General features: G+C 46.8%; 26 protein-coding genes. 19 read left to right on the top strand and 7 right to left on the bottom strand.

Annotated elements, in window-relative coordinates; all coding sequences use genetic code 11:
- Positions 1-102 precede the first annotated feature (102 nt).
- Positions 103-423: a nucleotide pyrophosphohydrolase gene (locus KNO92_RS11405; protein ID WP_214697014.1), complete on the top strand. Its 321-nt coding sequence runs from the start codon at positions 103-105 to the stop codon at positions 421-423.
- A 198-nt stretch (positions 424-621) separates the two neighbouring features.
- Here KNO92_RS11405 and KNO92_RS11400 read toward each other — a convergent pair whose 3' ends face one another.
- Positions 622-1,065, bottom strand: a complete 444-nt coding sequence (locus KNO92_RS11400; RefSeq protein WP_214697012.1) for a DUF4279 domain-containing protein — start codon at positions 1,063-1,065, stop codon at positions 622-624.
- 79 nt (positions 1,066-1,144) lie between these two features.
- Between KNO92_RS11400 and KNO92_RS11395 the strand changes: the two genes are divergently transcribed.
- Both KNO92_RS11395 and KNO92_RS11390 read left to right on the top strand, forming a co-directional pair.
- A complete protein-coding gene (locus tag KNO92_RS11395; RefSeq protein ID WP_214697010.1) occupies positions 1,145-1,612 on the top strand; it encodes a hypothetical protein in 468 nt (155 codons plus the stop codon).
- A 131-nt stretch (positions 1,613-1,743) separates the two neighbouring features.
- Positions 1,744-2,937, top strand: coding sequence for an MFS transporter (locus KNO92_RS11390; protein ID WP_214697008.1), 1,194 nt, complete (start codon positions 1,744-1,746; stop codon positions 2,935-2,937).
- A gap of 19 nt (positions 2,938-2,956) precedes the next feature.
- Here the strand turns inward: KNO92_RS11390 and KNO92_RS11385 are convergent, their stop codons facing one another.
- Complete coding sequence (locus tag KNO92_RS11385; RefSeq protein ID WP_214697006.1) at positions 2,957-3,538, bottom strand: cysteine hydrolase family protein; 582 nt, start codon at positions 3,536-3,538, stop codon at positions 2,957-2,959.
- 144 nt (positions 3,539-3,682) lie between these two features.
- On the opposite strand from KNO92_RS11385, the gene KNO92_RS11380 reads away from it, so the two are divergent.
- A complete protein-coding gene (locus KNO92_RS11380; RefSeq protein ID WP_214697004.1) occupies positions 3,683-4,105 on the top strand; it encodes an Lrp/AsnC family transcriptional regulator in 423 nt (140 codons plus the stop codon).
- Positions 4,106-4,192: 87 nt separating this feature from the next.
- Positions 4,193-4,837, top strand: coding sequence for a DUF3841 domain-containing protein (locus KNO92_RS11375; protein WP_214761418.1), 645 nt, complete (start codon positions 4,193-4,195; stop codon positions 4,835-4,837).
- 25 nt (positions 4,838-4,862) lie between these two features.
- Here KNO92_RS11375 and KNO92_RS11370 read toward each other — a convergent pair whose 3' ends face one another.
- Complete coding sequence (locus tag KNO92_RS11370) at positions 4,863-5,087, bottom strand: hypothetical protein (RefSeq protein WP_214697000.1); 225 nt, start codon at positions 5,085-5,087, stop codon at positions 4,863-4,865.
- A gap of 127 nt (positions 5,088-5,214) precedes the next feature.
- Between KNO92_RS11370 and KNO92_RS11365 the strand changes: the two genes are divergently transcribed.
- A complete protein-coding gene (locus KNO92_RS11365; protein WP_214696998.1) occupies positions 5,215-5,751 on the top strand; it encodes a DUF3841 domain-containing protein in 537 nt (178 codons plus the stop codon).
- Positions 5,748-6,491 (top strand): nucleotidyltransferase domain-containing protein, encoded by a 744-nt coding sequence (locus KNO92_RS11360; RefSeq protein ID WP_214761416.1) that lies wholly within the window; start codon positions 5,748-5,750, stop codon positions 6,489-6,491. Before KNO92_RS11365 ends, KNO92_RS11360 begins: the two co-directional genes overlap by 4 nt.
- Here the strand turns inward: KNO92_RS11360 and KNO92_RS11355 are convergent.
- Complete coding sequence (locus tag KNO92_RS11355) at positions 6,488-6,772, bottom strand: hypothetical protein (RefSeq protein WP_214696994.1); 285 nt, start codon at positions 6,770-6,772, stop codon at positions 6,488-6,490. The genes KNO92_RS11360 and KNO92_RS11355 overlap by 4 nt on opposite strands.
- A gap of 82 nt (positions 6,773-6,854) precedes the next feature.
- Here KNO92_RS11355 and KNO92_RS11350 point away from each other — a divergent pair, with 82 nt between their 5' ends.
- From KNO92_RS11350 to KNO92_RS11295, 12 genes are all read left to right on the top strand, one after another.
- A complete protein-coding gene (locus KNO92_RS11350) occupies positions 6,855-7,883 on the top strand; it encodes a flavin monoamine oxidase family protein (RefSeq protein WP_214696992.1) in 1,029 nt (342 codons plus the stop codon).
- 107 nt (positions 7,884-7,990) lie between these two features.
- Entirely contained in the window at positions 7,991-8,440 is a 450-nt protein-coding gene (locus KNO92_RS11345; RefSeq protein ID WP_214761414.1) for a hypothetical protein, read from the top strand.
- A 13-nt stretch (positions 8,441-8,453) separates the two neighbouring features.
- Positions 8,454-8,912 carry a hypothetical protein gene (locus KNO92_RS11340; protein ID WP_214761412.1) on the top strand — a complete coding sequence of 153 codons (459 nt, stop codon included), beginning with the start codon at positions 8,454-8,456 and terminating at the stop codon, positions 8,910-8,912.
- A 9-nt stretch (positions 8,913-8,921) separates the two neighbouring features.
- On the top strand, positions 8,922-9,098 hold the full coding sequence (locus KNO92_RS11335; RefSeq protein WP_214696986.1) for a hypothetical protein: 177 nt from the start codon (positions 8,922-8,924) through the stop codon (positions 9,096-9,098).
- A 323-nt stretch (positions 9,099-9,421) separates the two neighbouring features.
- Positions 9,422-9,922: a hypothetical protein gene (locus tag KNO92_RS11330; RefSeq protein ID WP_214761410.1), complete on the top strand. Its 501-nt coding sequence runs from the start codon at positions 9,422-9,424 to the stop codon at positions 9,920-9,922.
- Positions 9,897-10,379 (top strand): hypothetical protein, encoded by a 483-nt coding sequence (locus KNO92_RS11325; RefSeq protein WP_214696982.1) that lies wholly within the window; start codon positions 9,897-9,899, stop codon positions 10,377-10,379. Before KNO92_RS11330 ends, KNO92_RS11325 begins: the two co-directional genes overlap by 26 nt.
- Positions 10,380-10,486: 107 nt before the next feature.
- Complete coding sequence (locus KNO92_RS11320; protein WP_251127021.1) at positions 10,487-11,425, top strand: DMT family transporter; 939 nt, start codon at positions 10,487-10,489, stop codon at positions 11,423-11,425.
- A 12-nt stretch (positions 11,426-11,437) separates the two neighbouring features.
- Positions 11,438-11,863 (top strand): DMT family transporter, encoded by a 426-nt coding sequence (locus KNO92_RS11315; RefSeq protein WP_214696978.1) that lies wholly within the window; start codon positions 11,438-11,440, stop codon positions 11,861-11,863.
- Positions 11,864-11,875: 12 nt separating this feature from the next.
- Positions 11,876-12,535, top strand: a complete 660-nt coding sequence (locus KNO92_RS11310) for a Crp/Fnr family transcriptional regulator (RefSeq protein WP_214761408.1) — start codon at positions 11,876-11,878, stop codon at positions 12,533-12,535.
- 12 nt (positions 12,536-12,547) lie between these two features.
- Positions 12,548-13,021 (top strand): DMT family transporter, encoded by a 474-nt coding sequence (locus KNO92_RS11305; protein WP_214761406.1) that lies wholly within the window; start codon positions 12,548-12,550, stop codon positions 13,019-13,021.
- A 129-nt stretch (positions 13,022-13,150) separates the two neighbouring features.
- Positions 13,151-13,636, top strand: coding sequence for a hypothetical protein (locus tag KNO92_RS11300; RefSeq protein WP_214761404.1), 486 nt, complete (start codon positions 13,151-13,153; stop codon positions 13,634-13,636).
- On the top strand, positions 13,629-14,093 hold the full coding sequence (locus KNO92_RS11295) for a hypothetical protein (RefSeq protein ID WP_214696967.1): 465 nt from the start codon (positions 13,629-13,631) through the stop codon (positions 14,091-14,093). The genes KNO92_RS11300 and KNO92_RS11295 overlap by 8 nt, the downstream gene beginning before the upstream one ends.
- Before the next feature lie 120 nt (positions 14,094-14,213).
- Here the strand turns inward: KNO92_RS11295 and KNO92_RS11290 are convergent, their stop codons facing one another.
- From KNO92_RS11290 to KNO92_RS11280, 3 genes are all read right to left on the bottom strand, one after another.
- A complete protein-coding gene (locus tag KNO92_RS11290; protein WP_214696959.1) occupies positions 14,214-14,942 on the bottom strand; it encodes an ATP-binding cassette domain-containing protein in 729 nt (242 codons plus the stop codon).
- A gap of 9 nt (positions 14,943-14,951) precedes the next feature.
- Positions 14,952-15,677: a hypothetical protein gene (locus KNO92_RS11285; protein ID WP_214761402.1), complete on the bottom strand. Its 726-nt coding sequence runs from the start codon at positions 15,675-15,677 to the stop codon at positions 14,952-14,954.
- 113 nt (positions 15,678-15,790) lie between these two features.
- A complete protein-coding gene (locus KNO92_RS11280; RefSeq protein WP_214761399.1) occupies positions 15,791-17,287 on the bottom strand; it encodes a phytoene desaturase family protein in 1,497 nt (498 codons plus the stop codon).
- Between the last annotated feature and the right edge of the window lie 180 nt (positions 17,288-17,467).

Genomic DNA, 17,467 nt, shown 5'->3' with positions numbered 1-17,467 from the left:
AGGGGCATATGTGAACAGATAAAAGCATAATAAAGTGCCATCTTTTGGTAATATGGAATTATGTTTAATGAGAGCAAAATTGTGAATGAGGACGTGGAGAACATGAACGAAATACAACGATTAATGGACGAGGTCATTAAATTCCGAGATGAGCGCGATTGGGCGTTCCATCATAATCCGAAAGACTTGGCACTTTCGCTGTCGCTCGAGGCGAGTGAGTTACTTGAGGTATTCCAGTGGATCTCGAGTGAAGAAGCGCTTGAGACAAAAAAGATGGAGATGGAAGAAGAGCTTGCTGACGTGTTGATTTACGCGTTGACGTTCGCTCACGCTGCTGGAATCGATGTTTCGAAAGCAATTGAAGACAAGCTCGTGAAAAACGCAGTGAAGTATCCGGTTTTGAATACTGAGGATTCACGATGAAATCGAATCACCGATTACTATTTTTCATGTATCTTGGAGCAGGTATATTGAGTTTGGTTCTCTTTCTTGCGATCCCCTTGTTTTACATAGAACGTTCGAACTGGATGAACGTCATGTTCCCACTGTTGACAATTATTTGGTTTGCGAATGCGCTTGTGCACTGGAGACAGATGAAACGAATTCATGTAGAGTGATGCGTTAAGTTTCATCAAAAAAGTCATCTTCTTCGTAAGGATTCGCATACAAGTCAATATCAAACTCGGCTTGAATTCGGTGAGCAAACTGGATTGTATCCGTATCGATGACTAGCGCTGGAGCCTGTCCATCTTCAATCACGATGACGATGACAAATTTGGCTTGTAGATTTTCATATGTTTGATAGAGTTGGTCTAATATTAGTTCTTTCCCATTTAATGTTTTAATAATTTGTTTTAGCTGATCGTTCACGTCAAATGAAGGTTGATAACCCGTACCAATCATCCATGCGGTAAAGGTAGATGGACGTTTAGAAGGTTCACGTGTCTCGCCCAATTTATAGAATTCGGTTGGGGTTAAATCCAGTAGCCTTGTCACTTCGTCAATCGAAAAATCATCACCGACAAGCTTGAAGTAGACATTTACTTCTGATTTTGTAGTAAACATTTCATTCCTTCTTTCATGCTTAATGATTATGTCCATAGTATCAGTAAAGGTGATATACACAGAAGGAGGGATTCTCTGGATGAATAGTGCTGAGCGATTTTCTCAACTTTACGCATCTGGAAAACGCTCGACCCGTCTTGCAATTCAAGTAGGACTATTGATTACTTTGAGCGGTGCCTTGTTTTACTGGAATGATGATCAGCGGTTAGCCGAAATCACTTGGTTCATCGTCTTATTTCCGGTCACGGCGTGTATCAAGCTTGTGTTTCGAACGAATGTTCTTTTGACATTTAACGAAAGTGTGCGATATCGACGGCTCGTCTGGTCTGAGGGTGCTATAGGTCTTGGAATGATTGTACTATTTACACTATTGAGTATGATAATTTTGTATCGAGAAGGGTACACTTCAGGATTGCTATTGGCTTGTAGTCTCGTTTTATTTGGCATCGTTGCATCCTCGAATCTTGACCGCAAATTGAAGCAAGTCGACGCGTCTCATGTGACCCACCGATTATACAGTCGGGGGAAAGTAGGTCATTTTGATTGAAAGCACTCGAAACATATTGGAAAAGGAGTAGACCATGTACCATTACTTGAACGACATATAACCTTGCATACGTGGACCGCCCTCGGATTTGTCTGTCATGACATCGACAAATCAAATGAGGAGCGGATAAGATGAATCGAAATATATTGGTTTTATTAGTAGTGCGTGTCATCGCGAACTTTGCGGATAGCTTTTATTTTTTGGCGTCGGTCTGGTATGTCAAAGAGACGACGGATGCCTCGGCTTGGATAGGTGTCACCACGTTTGCGGCAATGATACCAGTGGCATTCCAAGTACTTTATGGACCACTCATTGATCGTTATTCAAAAAAGAAGTTATTGCTCGTTGCCATGGCGGTCCAGGCGATGGTTTTGATTATTTTGGCGAGTTTATATGCAGTGGGAGAGTTAACCGTTGGGATTATCATCGCCGGATTGTTCCTCGCGACGTTAGCGAGTGAGCTGAGTTATCCGACAGAATATGCACTCGTTCCAAAACTTGTACGAGAAGCGGACTTACAGAGAGTGAACGCATGGTTCACGTTCACACACCATAGTCTCGATTTGTTGTGTAATGCGATTGCGGGATTCTTGCTGACAATCATCGGTATCGGTCTCATGTTTACGAGTAACGCAGTTCTTTATCTCTTTTTGTTTGCGGTCATCGGTTTCTTCCTTCGAATCAGTGAGACGGTGACTCGTGAATCAGACGATGTGACGTATATGACTGATTTGAAAGTCGGGTTTCGATATGTTTGGAAACTCGGTACGTTTCGGACATTGATTGTTGCATTCACATGCCTTAACTTTATGGTTTCGATTTCACTTGGTGTACTCCCGATACTCGCTACGACTGAGAACATGTATGGCTTATGGCTTGCGGCGATTTCCGTCGGGACGTTAGTGGGAAGCGGTTTGTCTACGCGTTACGGTGGTCGCTCATTGCGTTGGACTTTCGTTTTGGCGACAGGAATTGGAGGGCTTGCTTGGTGTGTATCGGCAATTTGGTTGAATCGAAACGTTGGCGTGACGTTGATCAGTTTTGGGATAGCTTGGATTGCAATCGGTATGATGGGCATTCAGTTTCAGACACTTCTTCAACGTCAAATTCAATCTGAATACCTAGGACGGACGTTGACGGTCGTTTATGCGCTTCAAGGAATGTTGGCCCCATTCGGCTATTTGTTTGGAGGAATGTTTGCGGACTGGATCAATCCCAACCTCCTGTATATGATTGGAGCGTTGACGTTACTCGTTTCAAGTATATATTTTAAGAAAAGTTCTTTTCTCACATCTCATGTTGCCCTTCGAGATCAAGCAGCATGACATCAAAGAAGTACAGCCCTCATGAGAAGGGCTGTACTTCTTTTTGTTGAATGAATTGGAGCGTAGACTCAGTCGTTTGAATCGATGCAAATTCTTCATTTAGACTAGCGAGCGACACGTCATGAATGACCTCTGCGGGAATCCATGCCCCACTGATTGATTGACGATCGAACGTCGCCGTCGCATCGGAGACGACGATTGGATTAAATCCTAAGTTTCCTGCCATCCGTGCGGTCGTCTCGACGCAATGGTTCGTGATTAATCCGGTGATGACGATTTTTGTCGCACCAAGTGCTTCGAGTCGCTCTTGTAAATCCGTTCCGATGAAGGCACTATTCACCTGTTTCGTTAGGATGACATCTTGTTCACGAGGTTGAATGAAGTCTTGGAACAAATGACCGTCTTTTTTGAAATAGAAGAGTGAAGTCGGTACTTGTGTGACATGCTGGACATAGATGATTGGTTGGTCCTGTTCTTCCCATGTCTCGATCAACCGTGCGATATTCTCTTCACATTGCGGATTGTTGCGCTTCCCCCAGCTTGGATCATGAAAGGCTTGTTGGACATCGATGATGAGTAATGGAACGACTATTTTTTGCATGTTGATTCCCCCTTGAATTGGATACTTCAAGTGTATGTAACGGAGGAATACAGATACATAGAGGTTTGACGGAAGTTTCAGCGAATGACTTAAGAAAGAACGGATTATGTACCGTTTCACTTTATTTTGAAAGGTGAATGCCAAATGGATGAAATAGACCGCCATATTCTTGAATTGATGCAACAACAAGCCCGGATCTCGATGACCGAATTAGGACGACAGATTGGATTGTCTACGCCTGCTGCGACCGAACGGGTGAGGCGACTTGAAGAACGCGGAGTCATCATTGGCTATCGGGCCGTCATTAACCCCGAAAAGATGGACAAACACGTAACTGCCTTTATTCTTTATGACACACATCGGTGTGAGGCGTTCCGTGAATTTTGTCGTCAACAGCCGTCCGTGATTGAATGTCATCGTTTAGCCGGACAGTATAGCTACCTTGTCAAAGTCGTGACGGAAAACGTGCGCACGTTAGAGTCGTTTATCGACGAATCAATGGAGTATGGTCGTCCCTCGTCCCTGATTAATCTATCTTCACCCGTATCATTCAGACCCGTCATATAATATGACCTGGTTATTTTTTTATCGTAGTTCTTCTGCTGAAATCTTTTAAACTAGCTGTAGACGAACGATGGAAGGATGAAAAAGGCATTGGGAATTTATTATACATACCAGCATGAAGCAGCGTGGCACCAGGCTTTAAAGAGGGGATATCTTGAAGCGAGCGGGGAACACGCATTGTTTATGGATCCTGACTATGATGAATTTAAAATATATTATGACTGGATGGTCGAGCAATACGAGAAGCGTACCGACATTTTGATGAATGGGAACTATCCCATTTGGTGTTGGGACGAGTTTCCCGATTTAGGCAGGGATGGACATATTGATCGAGGTGCGAAAGGAATTGTCTTGACGGTTGAGATTCCAGATGAAGCAGTATTGGCATCAGAGTTTCAATACTGGCATATCGTCTTGAATAATGGATATATTTTCGAAAGTTATGATGAGGAGAACGCTGATTATGACGATTCTCACTTTTCAAAAGAAGAAATCCGAAAATCATGGGAGCGCATTTTTGATCGTGCGTGGTGTGAGTCGACCGTAGCGAATCAACCTTCAGTCGGTTTGACATATCAGCATGTCACTCATCGTGTCGATCTCACACAAGTTCGAGCTGTCATGCCTTTTATCGGTCGAGGCGACAGGTTATTAGACCGAGTGAGAGGGATGGGATGGCGCATCGGATTCAAACTCGGACTCATTCGATCTAAACCGTTTAAATGGAAATCGTGATAAGGCGAAACGCAGCTAACCTAAGTCAGCTGCGTTTTGTGTTCGAATCTAATTGTTGTTCGATGTGGTCGAGACGTTCAATCAATACTTGTAACTGCTTCGAGCGTTCACGTTCCATAAAGAGTTGCTCGTCAGCCCGTTTCTCAGAGCGTACGACGACATTACGAATCCACAACATACCGATGATTAGTACGACGATTGGCAAAATCGTGAAGATGAGTCCGAATAATGAAACCATGATGACGTTCATATAGACATTCCTCCCTTTCTACGTCTTCATTATACTTCCAAATACATCCAGATTAAAAGACTGTCATTGGCATTGTATCCTATATGCTCGTTAAACTGAATACAGAGACTTGAAAGGAGTCGATTGAATGGCAATTTATTATACATATCAACATGCAGGTGCGTGGGAAGCCGCTAAGAAGAATGGTTTTTTATTCGGTGACCCGAACTACGGTATGCTTAAAGATGAGGAAGATGCCAATCATCGATCTGCCTACGATTGGTTGGTTGACCAATATGAGAAGCGCACGAAACGATTACTGAATGAGAATGATCCCGTTTGGCTTAGTGATACCCCACCAAATGTAGCGCGTGGAGGTTTTTTAGAGGTTGGGGAGCCGGGTGTCGTATTGACCGTCGAGCTACCTGATGAGGCCGTGTTAGAACTGGAAGCAGGTTACTGGGTGTTTGCCTTAAATCGATGGTTCCTCTCTTTTGAAGACCGTGAGGCAGAGAACGAGGAAGAGCTGTGTACATCGTGGGAGAACATGTTCGACCGTGAATGGTGTGAAGCAATCGTTAAGGAATATCCTGAAACGAATACGAAATATGACTATATCGTCGACCAGATTCATCTTCACCAAGTGCTTGATGTCCAAACGTTCATCGAACAAGGTGTGTCATGATCAAGCCGACCCGACTTGGAGCGGACGAGGCTGGTTACGTCATTAATCAAACATCCATCCATCACGTCCAACCTGAGTTTGAAGTGGTGCTTTTCAAAGCAATCGAATTGGTGAAAGAAGCATTCGATGAACAGCTACACAGCATATATCTATACGGAAGCATCGGTCGCGGGACAGCTGTTGCTGGTGAATCGGATCTAGATTTGACGGTGCTTGTGCATGAGGATGTCGATGCGACGGAATTGATGGAGCAGACGGAGCAATTACTAACGGAACATCGGGAAGTCATCAAAATCGACTACGATATCGGTCGTCTGGATGTGGCACTGGATTCAGCGAACTGTTTTGAATGGGGCTTTTGGCTAAGACATCTCTGTACGTGTGTTTACGGGGAAGATGTTTCGACTCAATTCCCACTCATGAAGCCGGATGCTCGTGTGAGCGAGGAGTTGAACCAGGATTTAGTTTCCACCATTGAAACAGCTAAGTCCAAATTACTTCGTGGACAGATGTCTCATCTAGAGAAGCGCTCCATCGTGAAGCGTGTCATTCGAGGTTGGTATTTGACGATTAACGTAAAGGATGAGAGTTTCGCGACGACTGTAGAAGCGTGCTTAGAGATTCTAAAACTCTATTTCCCGGAAGATCCACGAGTAGAGGAAGGGGAAACACTATTGAGACAAGATGACATCACAAATCAACAGCTTCTAGACTATCTGAATAAAATAGACTGGAATTAACGATGTCTTTCCTCAATCGGGATGTAACCGTTCGGTCGTCTTCGCTTTACGTCCGTCTCAAAGTAGAGTTGGGGCGTGTATAGAGCGCTCATTACGTAAAGGACGATAACAGACTCGACTAAAATCGACCATTGAATGAAATCGAATAAAAATGGAAACCATATAGAGTGTGAAACGAGACATAGCGCCCAAGTCATCCCATTCTCTGTCCGAATAAATCGGTACAGGATGCGCATCAATACGATATAAGGGAAGAAAAGATAATAGAATATATTTTTCAATTGATGTCGTCCTTTCTAGAACAGATCCAATCATCTAACCCAGTATAATCGAGGAGAGACGGACGACAAAGGAGAATTTACAATGAAATCAATCGCCATCATCGGAGCTGGTGTCAGCGGGCTTTATGCCGCACTCCAACTTCAACAAAAAGGATATGACGTCACAGTCTTTGAAGCACGTGAGCGAGTCGGAGGACGCATCTTCACGAAGGATGGCTATGACCTAGGACCGACATGGTATTGGCCGGATACGGAGAAGACGATCTCGGAACTCGTGGATACACTCGGACTCGAGTCTTTCCTTCAACATACGACAGGAGAGATGGTGCTCGAACGCCAGACGACGACTGCGCCGGAACGACATGTGCTGCCGGAGGAAAGCATTGTCCAATCGAAACGTGTAGTCGGTGGGATGACGAGTTTAGTGGAAGCATTATACGCGCATTTGTCCGATGACATCGTACATCTCGGACATCGTCTCACGTCCATCGACCGACAGACAGACCGACTCCAATTGACGTTCCAAAATGGGGCGGTGCATCACACGGATGACGTGATTCTTGCACTTCCTCCACGCCTTGTCGCCAATCTAACAATCGAGCCTGAATTGCCAGCTTCGACACGGAATGCACTCAAAACGACTCCGACTTGGATGGCATCTCAGGCGAAGGCGCTGATTGTATACGAGACACCGTTCTGGCGAGAAGAGGGTCTGTCTGGATTTGGGATGAGTTGGGTCGGTCCACTCCAAGAGATTCATGACGCCTCACCAATGGACGGTCAAGGCGCGCTATTCGGATTCTTCCGTCTGTCACCGGATGAACGTAAAGCGTTGGGAGAAGGGCAAGTGAAGACACGTGTCATTGAGCAACTGGAGAAGTTATACGGTCCGAAAGCGAATGACTTCTTGCGATTTCACTATATGGACTGGTCGACAGAATCTGAGACAGCAACTTCTGACGACCTCATGCCGCTCACGGCATTCCCGGCTTATGGTCCAATCGAGCTCGGAGACCGCCTCCATTTGATCGGTTCGGAGACGGACGCACAGTTCGGGGGTCATATCGAAGGGGCGTTACGTTCTGTCAAGGTGATGCTCCAGAAGTTTTGAAGTGAATCGAAAGTAAAGGAAGGAGGGTTGATCCTTCCTTTTTAATTTGTAAAATAACGGAACTTTTCTCATGCGCATCCCGTATAGTGAAATAAGAGGTGAATGAGATGAACAAGCAAGAACGACTACATACAATCAAACAATCAAATCGGAAGCGACTCCTGCAACGCTTACTCTTAGCGCTTCTGGCAGGTCTTGCGGTTTACTTCCTCATGCGAACGGACGGGAACATTTGGATTGGGTTCACAATCATCGGTGGGGTGTTACTTGCGACGCGTTACTTCTTTTCGAATGAAGCAGAGGCAATCAGTCAATTGTCGGAGCAAGAACAGGTGAAACGTGTCGTGACACTGCAGTATCATCTGGACTTCCTCTTTATCGCATTGCTCGGACTGGTGAATCCGTTGGCCATTCGAATCATGGAGTGGTCTTGGATTCCTACAGTTCTTATCGGTGGGGCATTGCTTTATATCTTTTGGGCTCAAGAGAAGCTCGATCAACAAATTCGCTGGCTCGACCCGGAGCAACCGACACGTCGCGAGATTCGACGATTCTGAAAGGGTGAATGGGATGAATAAACAAGAACGAATCAATACGATTTATCATTATCAACAGCGTTGGCTCCTGCTGCGCTCAATCCTTGCAATACTGATAGGTGGACTTGTCGTACTCGTGCTTCAATCTAATGGAGAGCCGATGTACACCATTCCATTAGCGTTCACACTCACGATTATGCTTTACATCATCGGACGAGAGCGGCGCTTCGTCAGGAAGTTAACGAATGTGGAACAAGCCAAACGGATCATCGATTGGCAGTATGTATCGGAAATGGGGCTACTCGTCTTATTAGCCATCCTCTTTCCATTCATCGTTCTGATCGGTTGGCCGGGATGGTCGCTCTTCGTTGTCTTCTTAAGTGGAGTCATCTTATTGCATTTCTTACAGAAGATGCTCGACAGACAGATTTCCGAGTACGACGCGGAACAACCGATGCGCCGTGAAATCAAACTCGACTTCGTGAAAGATTGAGGTGACAGCGTGGATAAAGCCGAACGATTTCGACAGATTGAGCAGTTTGAGAAGCGCTTCACCCGTCTGAATATCATCGTAAGTGCAGTCATGTTAGGCGTATCGATTTATTTTCTGTTGACATGGAGTCCGTATAGCATTCTCCTACCAGGTGTCGCACTTCTTTATGCGACATGGCTTGAATGAAACAAGATGAAATTACAGCAATCCTTCAACGAATCGACACGCTATCATCGTCTGCTACGAATGAATTTTACTGTTATGTTAATCAGTCTGATGTGGTTCGTGGTTTTGATTGCGATGCATTTCAACGGAATCGATCTCTTACCGTGGATGAGTTAGACGCTCCTCATCGGCGGACCGTGTTTCATATTGATTCCACGTTGGATTGACCGAAAGCAGTCCGCGCTTGATGAGCACCACGTCACATCAGGCGAATGGACCCGGGCAAACCGTGAGCGTTTGAAACATACGTTAGATGATATTTCAAGGAAAGGTCGTAAAGAGTCATGACGAAACAAGAACGAATTCAATATATCGGCACATATCGCCAATTGCATCAAAATAAGAGCATCTGGCTTACAGCGGCCCTTATTGTCTATAACAGTTTCGTGCTCGGTTTTGACACATGGTGGATATGGGGAATCGGGTCGACGCTAGCAGCGACTGGACTCATGTATCTAACACGTCAAGAAAGTAAACAGTTGCAAACCATGACGTCCGGAAAAGCCCAGTCGCTCACGAAGCGTTTGTATCGCCTCTATTCTTACTGGATTGGAGCAATCACAGGAATGGTCCTTCTCAGTCGCCTTGAGGTTTCATCAATCGGTCTAGGCTTCATTGTCCTGGGCATCATTGGTCTAGGTATCGTCCTGTTAGCATGGACTCACTATCAGACCGTCCGGCAATTACGACAAGCCGACCCGGACCAACCGACACGGGATGAGGTGACGAAGCACTATCGATCTTACGAAGGGAGTACATATGCTGACGAAAGAAAAGCGAATTGAACAGTTGCTCAAACAAGATGACAGTCATTGGCGTTGGCGGTGGGGCGTCGCCATCGCGACCGTCGTGATGACATTCCTCATCGCTGCGCAGTACAGACTGTACGCTCCGCTCATCGTGTTCATCAGTTTTTTTCCATATCTCTGTCTCGAGTGGCGGAAGACAAAACTGCTTCTTACCTTTAACGAGGATGCGCGTTATCAACGTCTGGTGTATACAGACTTTGGAATCCAGTGGCTCTGCTTCGTCTCGACCATCTGCCTACTAGCCGCCTATTATGCTGATTCGTTGTCGCCCGTCGTTGCCATTGCCGTGTTATTCGGGATCGGTGGGCTGTCGATTTTGGCACCATACATCATCAATCAAAAGCTTCACAAGTTCGATGTGCATCACGTACTTGGGAAAGAATTGCGTGAAGCACGCGATCAGCGTTTCCATGAGTCTAAAACGAACACCTGAAAAGGGTTCGTTTTTTTATTTGAGGACATCGGTCCTTTTCTTCTTGGGTGCCGAGGCGTAAGCTGACAATGTATAGAGAACTAGTAGAAGAATCGAGGAAGACAGTCATGTTAGCTATTTTGATTGGATTGACGATTGGGATTTTGCTACCGATGCAGACGAGTGTGAACTCACGCTTGCGCCAAGTGGTCGGCTCCCCGTTCGTCGCATCGTTTTTATCGTTTACTGTCGGGACCATCTTTTTATCTCTGTTACTCCTCTTGACCGGTCAGTCATTCGGGTTTGATAGCTCGGTGATTCAGGAAGGTCCAGGTTGGATGTGGATTGGTGGACTGTTAGGTGTTTTATTTTTAACGGGGAATATCTTGTTGTTCCCGAGGCTCGGAAGTGTCCAGACGGTCATCATGCCGATTTTCGGACAGATTTTGATGGGCTTGTTGATTGACCATTTTGGTTGGTTCAACTCCGTTGAGCATCCCATCACAGCGTTACGCTTGTTCGGGGTCGTGCTCGTCTTACTTGGCGTCATCGGAACGGTCGCCTTATCCGACTGGCTCAACCGCCGAAGAGGCAAGCTGGTCGTCTCCATGGAAACGGACACGGGGAACCTGAATCTTTGGCGACTATTCGGGATTTTCACAGGAATGATGAGTGCCACACAAACGGCCATTAACGGCTATTTGGGTACGGTGCTCGAATCGGCACTGAAAGGAGCATTGGTCTCTTTCATTGTCGGGACGATGGCGCTCTTACTCATTTTACTCGTCTCGCGTCAACCGGTTCCGCTCGGACGATTGAAAGGTCATCCATGGTGGATCTGGCTCGGTGGGATCATTGGGGCGCTCTTCATCGGAGGAAACGTCCTTATCGTTCCGATTGTCGGGACGGGGATTGCTGTCATCATCGTCATTGTCGGACTGTTATGTGGAAGTTTACTGATCGACCGTTTCGGTTGGTTCGGAGCGAAGAAGAACCCGGTCACTGGTGTGCAAATCATCAGTCTGATCGTCATGGTGCTTGGGATTGTATTGATTCGTCTATCTTAAGGGGGGAGAACGATGCGAGGAGTGTTGTTTGCAATCAGCGGAGGCTTCTTTTTGACGTTACAAAGTGTGGCGAATGCGCGAATCAGTTCGCAGATTGGAACGTGGCAAGCGGCGACGTTGACACAGTTCACAGGATTCATCGTCGCGCTCCTCGTCATGTTGGCGTTACGCGACCGCACGTATATCGAGATGCGTCACGTGAACCCGCTCTACTTATCAGGTGGGGCGTTTGCAGCGATCATCTTGTTCAGTAATATGACGGCCGTCCACGAGCTCGGAGTCACGCTCACGATTTCCTTGTTTCTCATCGCGCAGTTGGCGCTCGCGCTCGTCATTGACTGGCGTGGATGGTTCGGGATGGTGCGTCGGAACTTGAACGGGATGCAGTTGTTCGGGGTGTTCATGATGATCGCGGGGGTCTTTTTATTAAAATGGTAGGGGGAAACGTATATGGTTGAGGCGTATGTGAAGCAATTTGAATTAGACGTTTTGCCCGTCGCTGCGCAACAAGAATTGAAGCTTGTCCGATACGAGCCGGGAGACGTCATTTGTACGCAAGCCGATGAAGCGGAGCATCTCCGTTTCTTAGTGAAAGGGAAGATTCGCGTCTCCCATACTTCCGCTGCCGGTAAGCGTCTCGTCCTTTCTTTCAAATATCCACTCGATTTGATTGGGGACATCGAATATATTCAACGGACCCCTTATTTGAATACGGTTGAAGCTGTCACAGAAGTTGAGATGCTCGTCATCCGATTCGAGGATTTAGTACGTCACGCGCACGAAGAAGTCGCCTGGTTACATTATTTATTGGAAGAAATCACGCGAAAGTTCAAACGGAAGTCGCAATCCCTCAGCTTCAATTTGTTCTATCCCGTTGAGGTTCGCTTAGCGAGTTATTTATTGTCGATGACGCCAGATGACCAAACGCTAGGTTCGACGGTCGACCAATTGACGGATATCGCTGATTTGATTGGGACGAGTTATCGTCATGTGAACCGGACGCTTCGGCGTTTCGTCGGAGCCGATTTAATCGAGCGCAATCGACGGATGATTACCATTATCGACCGGGAAGGGTTGTTGGAGATTGTCGGGGAGAGTATTTATGAATAGGAGGGGAGAACCATGGCGATTGGGATGATGCTTGCTGTCATCGGCGGAATGCTCGTCTGTGTGCAAAACACGTTTAACGCCAACGTCAAGAAACGTGTCGGGGCGTGGGCGACGACGACACTCGTCCTTGGACTCGGATTTTTAGCATCGCTCCTGATCGGTCTATTCCAAGAAGGAAGTGCCTTGTTCCGAGTAGAGGAGATGGAGACATGGTACTGGTTCAGCGGAATCCTCGGCGTCGGGGTTGTCATGAGTGTGACGCAAAGTGTCGAGCGGCTCGGACCAAGTTATGCCATCTCGATCATCATGGTGTCTCAAATCTTGTTCGCGCTCCTCTGGGATACGTTAGGATGGTTCGGTTTGACGGCCGTCCCGTTCACATGGAAGACGGTCGTCGGGATTGTGTTGATCGTCGGAGGGGTGCTCGTGTTTCAGTTGAGTGGGAAGACACCCATCACATCAGCGAAAGTTTCGAAAGCCGGATAACGAAAAGCACCTGATCCACATCAGGTGCTTTTTCCTTTTTAATGGAAAATCCTCGAAAGTTTGTTTATAGATTGTTAAGATAAACATACCGAATAAATTGGATGTTTTTTACTTTTGGAGGGGTGCTGGATGGTGCGTGAAGAACGAATGGAGTATTTGTACGACAAATCATGGACTAAAAAGGGTCCGCTCTTTGTGATGATCATTGGTGTAGTGACAGCGATTTGGTTATTGTTCAATGATTCAAGAATGAGCCTGTCCTTGTTCATCATTTGTGCGGCAGTGTTTATGCCACTTCTGGTTGCGACGTGGCACAAACTTCAGTTGTTTTTAGAATTCAATGACTCATCTACATACCGCAGATTCATCTACTTAAAAGGCACGATACAGTTCGTTCTCTTGACTGGTGTTATGTTTCTCTTGGCCCTATATTCACTAAAGTATGTAGCTTTAGATACTCTAGGCCTCGGATGTGCGCTTCTCGTCGCGAGTTGCCTACTTCTTGAGTCATGGTTGGATTGGAAGATTCTAAAGATTGATGACGAGCACGTGGTCGAGAGTTTATTGGGACTGATGAGTCGGAAGAAACAAAAAAGGAGGAAGGTGAATGGATAAACAACAACGTCTCCCCAAAATGGTCGAACAGGATCTCGACGCGCGAGGGGTCAGCGCGATATTTGGCATCATCGGCCTATTTTTATTTCTAGTCGTTTCAGTCATAAAAGGTGTCACGGTGACGACGGTTGCCTTCTCTTTTCTCGTGACCCAACTGCCGATGCTCTATCAAGCATGGCGACGGATGGAGCTGTTACGTACATTCAACGAAGACGAGGAGTACCAACGCCTTGTCCGCCGAGAATTTCTAATCATCGTTGCCATGTTTGGGTCACTTGGTGTATTTACTTTCCTCACGTGGTTCGTATTCGGTTCGATGCAGGAACTACTCGGTGTCGTATTGATTGGCATCATCCCGCTTCTCATCTTGTACATGACGATGGACCGTAAATTACGTGAAGCGGATCCTGAGCATGTGACCAATCGAGAGTTACGACGCGCACGTCGTGAACAATAAAAATCAGCTCTGACGTGTGTCAGAGCTGATTTTCTTATGAGAACATGGAGATGAGAAAACCGCAGACGACCATGCCGATTGTATAGAATGTGAACCGGTGTCGTTCCCAAAACGAGTCATTCATCGTGTCACCGCCACATCATCAAGTGGTGTGTCGACCATCCGAACGAACGCTTCATCCGGGTCGGTCGTTCCAGATTCTTTGAGCCAGTCCTGGAAGTCCCCTTCATACAAAATACGTCCGCCGTGCAGGAAGATGACGTGGGCATCAAGTTGAGCTAAGTCATGCAACTGATGTGTCGAGATGAGGCATGTTTTACCGTCATCGACGAGTCGCTGCAGGCGACGCATAATTTGAATGCGTGATGCCGGGTCGACCCCGCTCGTCGGTTCGTCAAATAAATAGAAGGAACGCTTGATGGAAGACAAAAGTGTCACGAAGAGCCATTTCTTCTCCCCGACCGACATCTTTCCGATTTTCATCGTCCATAGATGTTCGAACAGTTCTTGTTCTCGGGACGTCGAGAGATTATTTACATAAGACTCGAGTTTCTTAAAGTCGGGGCGCTTTGACAGGCGTCCGATGAAATAGGCGAAGTCTTTTCCTGTTAACTCATGGTGGTTATACATGAGTTGTGTCAAATACAACATGTCCGTTGTTGGGACGAGGTCGAGTGACGCTTTGTCAACGGGAAGGGTACCCGTCATACAATCAAACAGTGTCGTCTTCCCGGCACCGTTTTGTCCGATTAACACGTTCAGCTTATTTGGTTGCAGGGTGAACGAGACACCGTCGAGTACAGGACGTGTCGCTTTTGGATAAAGATACGTGAGTTGGTGTACGTGCATAAGAACCTCCTAGCGTGTGATGAGTGAGACGAGACTGAAGCGTTTCAACGCAATCGCACCGATGATGAAGTAACCGAGCACGGCAAGGAATGTCGCCCATACTCCGAACGAGAGATCGACTTGAGTCGTCAGGTGCAGCAACCCGAGCGCGAATTCATGGAGCGCGTAGAACGGGTTGACGAAGCTGAACCATTGATCAGGTGACTTGATTGCCAATAAAAAGAGTGGGAACATCAGAATGTTCGCGAACGTTCCGAGACTCGATACTTTCACTGGAAGCGTCGTGATGGCGACACTGGCAACCGCGAACGGAATACTGCCGATCAATACGAGTAGAGACGTTGCAATCAACTTGAACGAAAAGAACCCGTGTACGAGCGTAACGACCGTTGTGAATAAAAGTAGGCTGATCGAGGCGAATAGAAGTTGCGCCAAGATGACGGCGATGACGTATGTCAGCTTGTTGCCTGAGATCATCACGTACGTTTTCATCAGTCCGTATTCTCGCATGCGGGCGAGTTCGATGCCGACACCGTTCACATATGTAGCAAGAATGATATACACCCAGAAATAAGAGAGTCCTGGGTAGTATTCCGCTGCCGTTGCTTGACGAATATCTGAAAATGATTGTGTCAGAGCAATGACAAGTGGAATCCCGAGTGTCCAGAAAAATGGAACTTTATCTGTGACGACAACTTTGGCATACATAAAGAAATAACTTGTGATTTGATGCATGACTTTCCTCCGATTGTGCGTGTAGTTGTTTGTATCGTAGCACAATATACGGAAGTTTATTGGGAAAAGTTTCAAAAAATAATCCCTCACAGCGAGTGAGGGATGAAAGAACATCATTTTACTTTGTCGCGTTTTGCAATCTTGTCGCTCACTTGCTGACCGCTCAGCGTCACCATCGGCATACCACCGCCCGGGTTGACGGTTCCCCCGACGAAGTAGAGGTTGTGGTAGAGCTCGCTCTGCTTCTTATGCTTGAAGCCACCGTTCCGATTCTTGTCGGCGACCGTTCCATAAATGGCGCCTCGGTCCGAACCATACGTCCGCTCGATATCATGAGGCGTCCATACGTCACGCGTCACCGTATGTTCACGCAGACCATCGAGACCCATGCGTTCTAGCTTATCGAGTACACGCTCTTCAAAAGCGGCGTACTCTTCTTCGGTGAACGGATTGTCTTGGATATACGGGATGTGTGGCAAGATTTTAATGTTCTCATGTCCCGGTGGCGCTTGAGTCGCATCGGTTTTGTTGACGTTGACGAGGTAAATCGTTGGGTCGTCTGGAAGTTCGTGTTTCTCGAAGATTTTGTCCATCTGCTCATGCAAGTTTTCGGAGAAGAAGAAGTTATGGTGTGCGAGCTGAGGGTAGGCTTTCTTCACGCCGAGATGGAGGACGAATCCAGAGCTAGCAGGTTCGTATTTATCGACGAGCTTGTCGACGTACTGTTCGTCCGCGTCGACCATTTTCTGATAGAACGGGATGACTTCCATGTTCGAAACGAAATAATCGGCCGAACGGAGACGTCCATCCTCAAGTTCGATCGCTGTAATCTTTTCATTCACCGTATGGGCACGGACGACGCCCTGACCGGTATGTAGCTTCACACCGATTTCTTCGGCGAGCTTCGTCAATCCTTCTGCGAGCTTGTGGGTCCCACCTTCGACGTACCAACAGCCTTGGGCGTACTGCATGTAAATCATCATGTTTAAGACGGCTGGTGCGTTATATGGAGACGACCCGACATATTTGACGTAATACGACAGCATGTCCCGAAGATGCGGATTACTGATGCGCTTCTTGATGGCGCTATACATGGTCGACGTCAAATCGAACCCAAAGAGCGTTGGGAAGATCCCCGTCTTCATGACAGCTTCTAAAGGTGACTCAAACCCTTCAGCCAAGTAGCCCTTCTCGGTCGTCTTATAAATGCGGGCTGCGTAATTCAACAGTTCACGATATTCTTGCATGTCTTTTCGAGAGAGGGAAGGATTTGCGCGTTGCATCTGTTCGAGGTCATGATAGAGGTCGAGCACGGTCTCGTCCGGGAAGAACGAGCGCCATTCGAGCTCAAGCCGCTGGATGGAAACATAGTCCTCCATCCGTTTGCCGCTTCCGCGGAACAGTTTGTCGAAGATATGGGGCATCGTTAAAATCGAGGGTCCGAGGTCGAAGCCGAATCCGTCTTGTTTGAGACGGTTCACTTTCCCTCCGATGTGGTCGTTCTTTTCGTAGAGTGAGACGTCGTATCCCTTTTGAGCGAGCGAGATGGCCGCTGACAATCCACCGAGCCCTCCGCCGATGACGATGACCGACTTATCCACTGATTGCATATATTCGCCGCCTTTCCGAAGTATTATTTTCAAAAAACAGAATGATTGCTACCTCTTCTATTCCCGTTTCCAAATGAATCGAACATGCTTTTACGGATTTGCCACATCCACAAAGATGTCATCCCTAAATCGGGAAAAGTTTTGTATAGTAAGGGAACAGAGACTGAACGAAAGTAGGAA

It is taken from the genome of Exiguobacterium sp. s129 (genome assembly GCF_018617585.1).
In the GTDB taxonomy this organism is placed as follows: domain Bacteria; phylum Bacillota; class Bacilli; order Exiguobacteriales; family Exiguobacteriaceae; genus Exiguobacterium; species Exiguobacterium aestuarii_A.
Note: the sequence above shows the minus strand (reverse complement) of the source record. Positions and strands in the feature narration are given on the sequence as shown.

Bases quoted from the DNA above. Each gene is read 5' to 3' on its own strand.
- KNO92_RS11385 (WP_214697006.1), bottom strand. From the start codon at position 3,538: ATGCAAAAAATAGTCGTTCCATTACTCATCATCGATGTCCAACAAGCC.
- KNO92_RS11360 (WP_214761416.1), top strand. From the start codon at position 5,748: ATGATCAAGCCGACCCGACTTGGAGCGGACGAGGCTGGTTACGTCATT.
- KNO92_RS11390 (WP_214697008.1), top strand. From the start codon at position 1,744: ATGAATCGAAATATATTGGTTTTATTAGTAGTGCGTGTCATCGCGAAC.
- KNO92_RS11345 (WP_214761414.1), top strand. From the start codon at position 7,991: ATGAACAAGCAAGAACGACTACATACAATCAAACAATCAAATCGGAAG.
- KNO92_RS11370 (WP_214697000.1), bottom strand. From the start codon at position 5,087: ATGAACGTCATCATGGTTTCATTATTCGGACTCATCTTCACGATTTTG.
- KNO92_RS11340 (WP_214761412.1), top strand. From the start codon at position 8,454: ATGAATAAACAAGAACGAATCAATACGATTTATCATTATCAACAGCGT.
- KNO92_RS11395 (WP_214697010.1), top strand. From the start codon at position 1,145: ATGAATAGTGCTGAGCGATTTTCTCAACTTTACGCATCTGGAAAACGC.
- KNO92_RS11350 (WP_214696992.1), top strand. From the start codon at position 6,855: ATGAAATCAATCGCCATCATCGGAGCTGGTGTCAGCGGGCTTTATGCC.
- KNO92_RS11380 (WP_214697004.1), top strand. From the start codon at position 3,683: ATGGATGAAATAGACCGCCATATTCTTGAATTGATGCAACAACAAGCC.
- KNO92_RS11400 (WP_214697012.1), bottom strand. From the start codon at position 1,065: ATGTTTACTACAAAATCAGAAGTAAATGTCTACTTCAAGCTTGTCGGT.
- KNO92_RS11405 (WP_214697014.1), top strand. From the start codon at position 103: ATGAACGAAATACAACGATTAATGGACGAGGTCATTAAATTCCGAGAT.
- KNO92_RS11365 (WP_214696998.1), top strand. From the start codon at position 5,215: ATGGCAATTTATTATACATATCAACATGCAGGTGCGTGGGAAGCCGCT.
- KNO92_RS11285 (WP_214761402.1), bottom strand. From the start codon at position 15,677: ATGCATCAAATCACAAGTTATTTCTTTATGTATGCCAAAGTTGTCGTC.
- KNO92_RS11290 (WP_214696959.1), bottom strand. From the start codon at position 14,942: ATGCACGTACACCAACTCACGTATCTTTATCCAAAAGCGACACGTCCT.
- KNO92_RS11300 (WP_214761404.1), top strand. From the start codon at position 13,151: ATGGTGCGTGAAGAACGAATGGAGTATTTGTACGACAAATCATGGACT.
- KNO92_RS11315 (WP_214696978.1), top strand. From the start codon at position 11,438: ATGCGAGGAGTGTTGTTTGCAATCAGCGGAGGCTTCTTTTTGACGTTA.
- KNO92_RS11310 (WP_214761408.1), top strand. From the start codon at position 11,876: ATGGTTGAGGCGTATGTGAAGCAATTTGAATTAGACGTTTTGCCCGTC.
- KNO92_RS11305 (WP_214761406.1), top strand. From the start codon at position 12,548: ATGGCGATTGGGATGATGCTTGCTGTCATCGGCGGAATGCTCGTCTGT.
- KNO92_RS11295 (WP_214696967.1), top strand. From the start codon at position 13,629: ATGGATAAACAACAACGTCTCCCCAAAATGGTCGAACAGGATCTCGAC.
- KNO92_RS11330 (WP_214761410.1), top strand. From the start codon at position 9,422: ATGACGAAACAAGAACGAATTCAATATATCGGCACATATCGCCAATTG.
- KNO92_RS11325 (WP_214696982.1), top strand. From the start codon at position 9,897: ATGCTGACGAAAGAAAAGCGAATTGAACAGTTGCTCAAACAAGATGAC.
- KNO92_RS11320 (WP_251127021.1), top strand. From the start codon at position 10,487: ATGTTAGCTATTTTGATTGGATTGACGATTGGGATTTTGCTACCGATG.
- KNO92_RS11280 (WP_214761399.1), bottom strand. From the start codon at position 17,287: ATGCAATCAGTGGATAAGTCGGTCATCGTCATCGGCGGAGGGCTCGGT.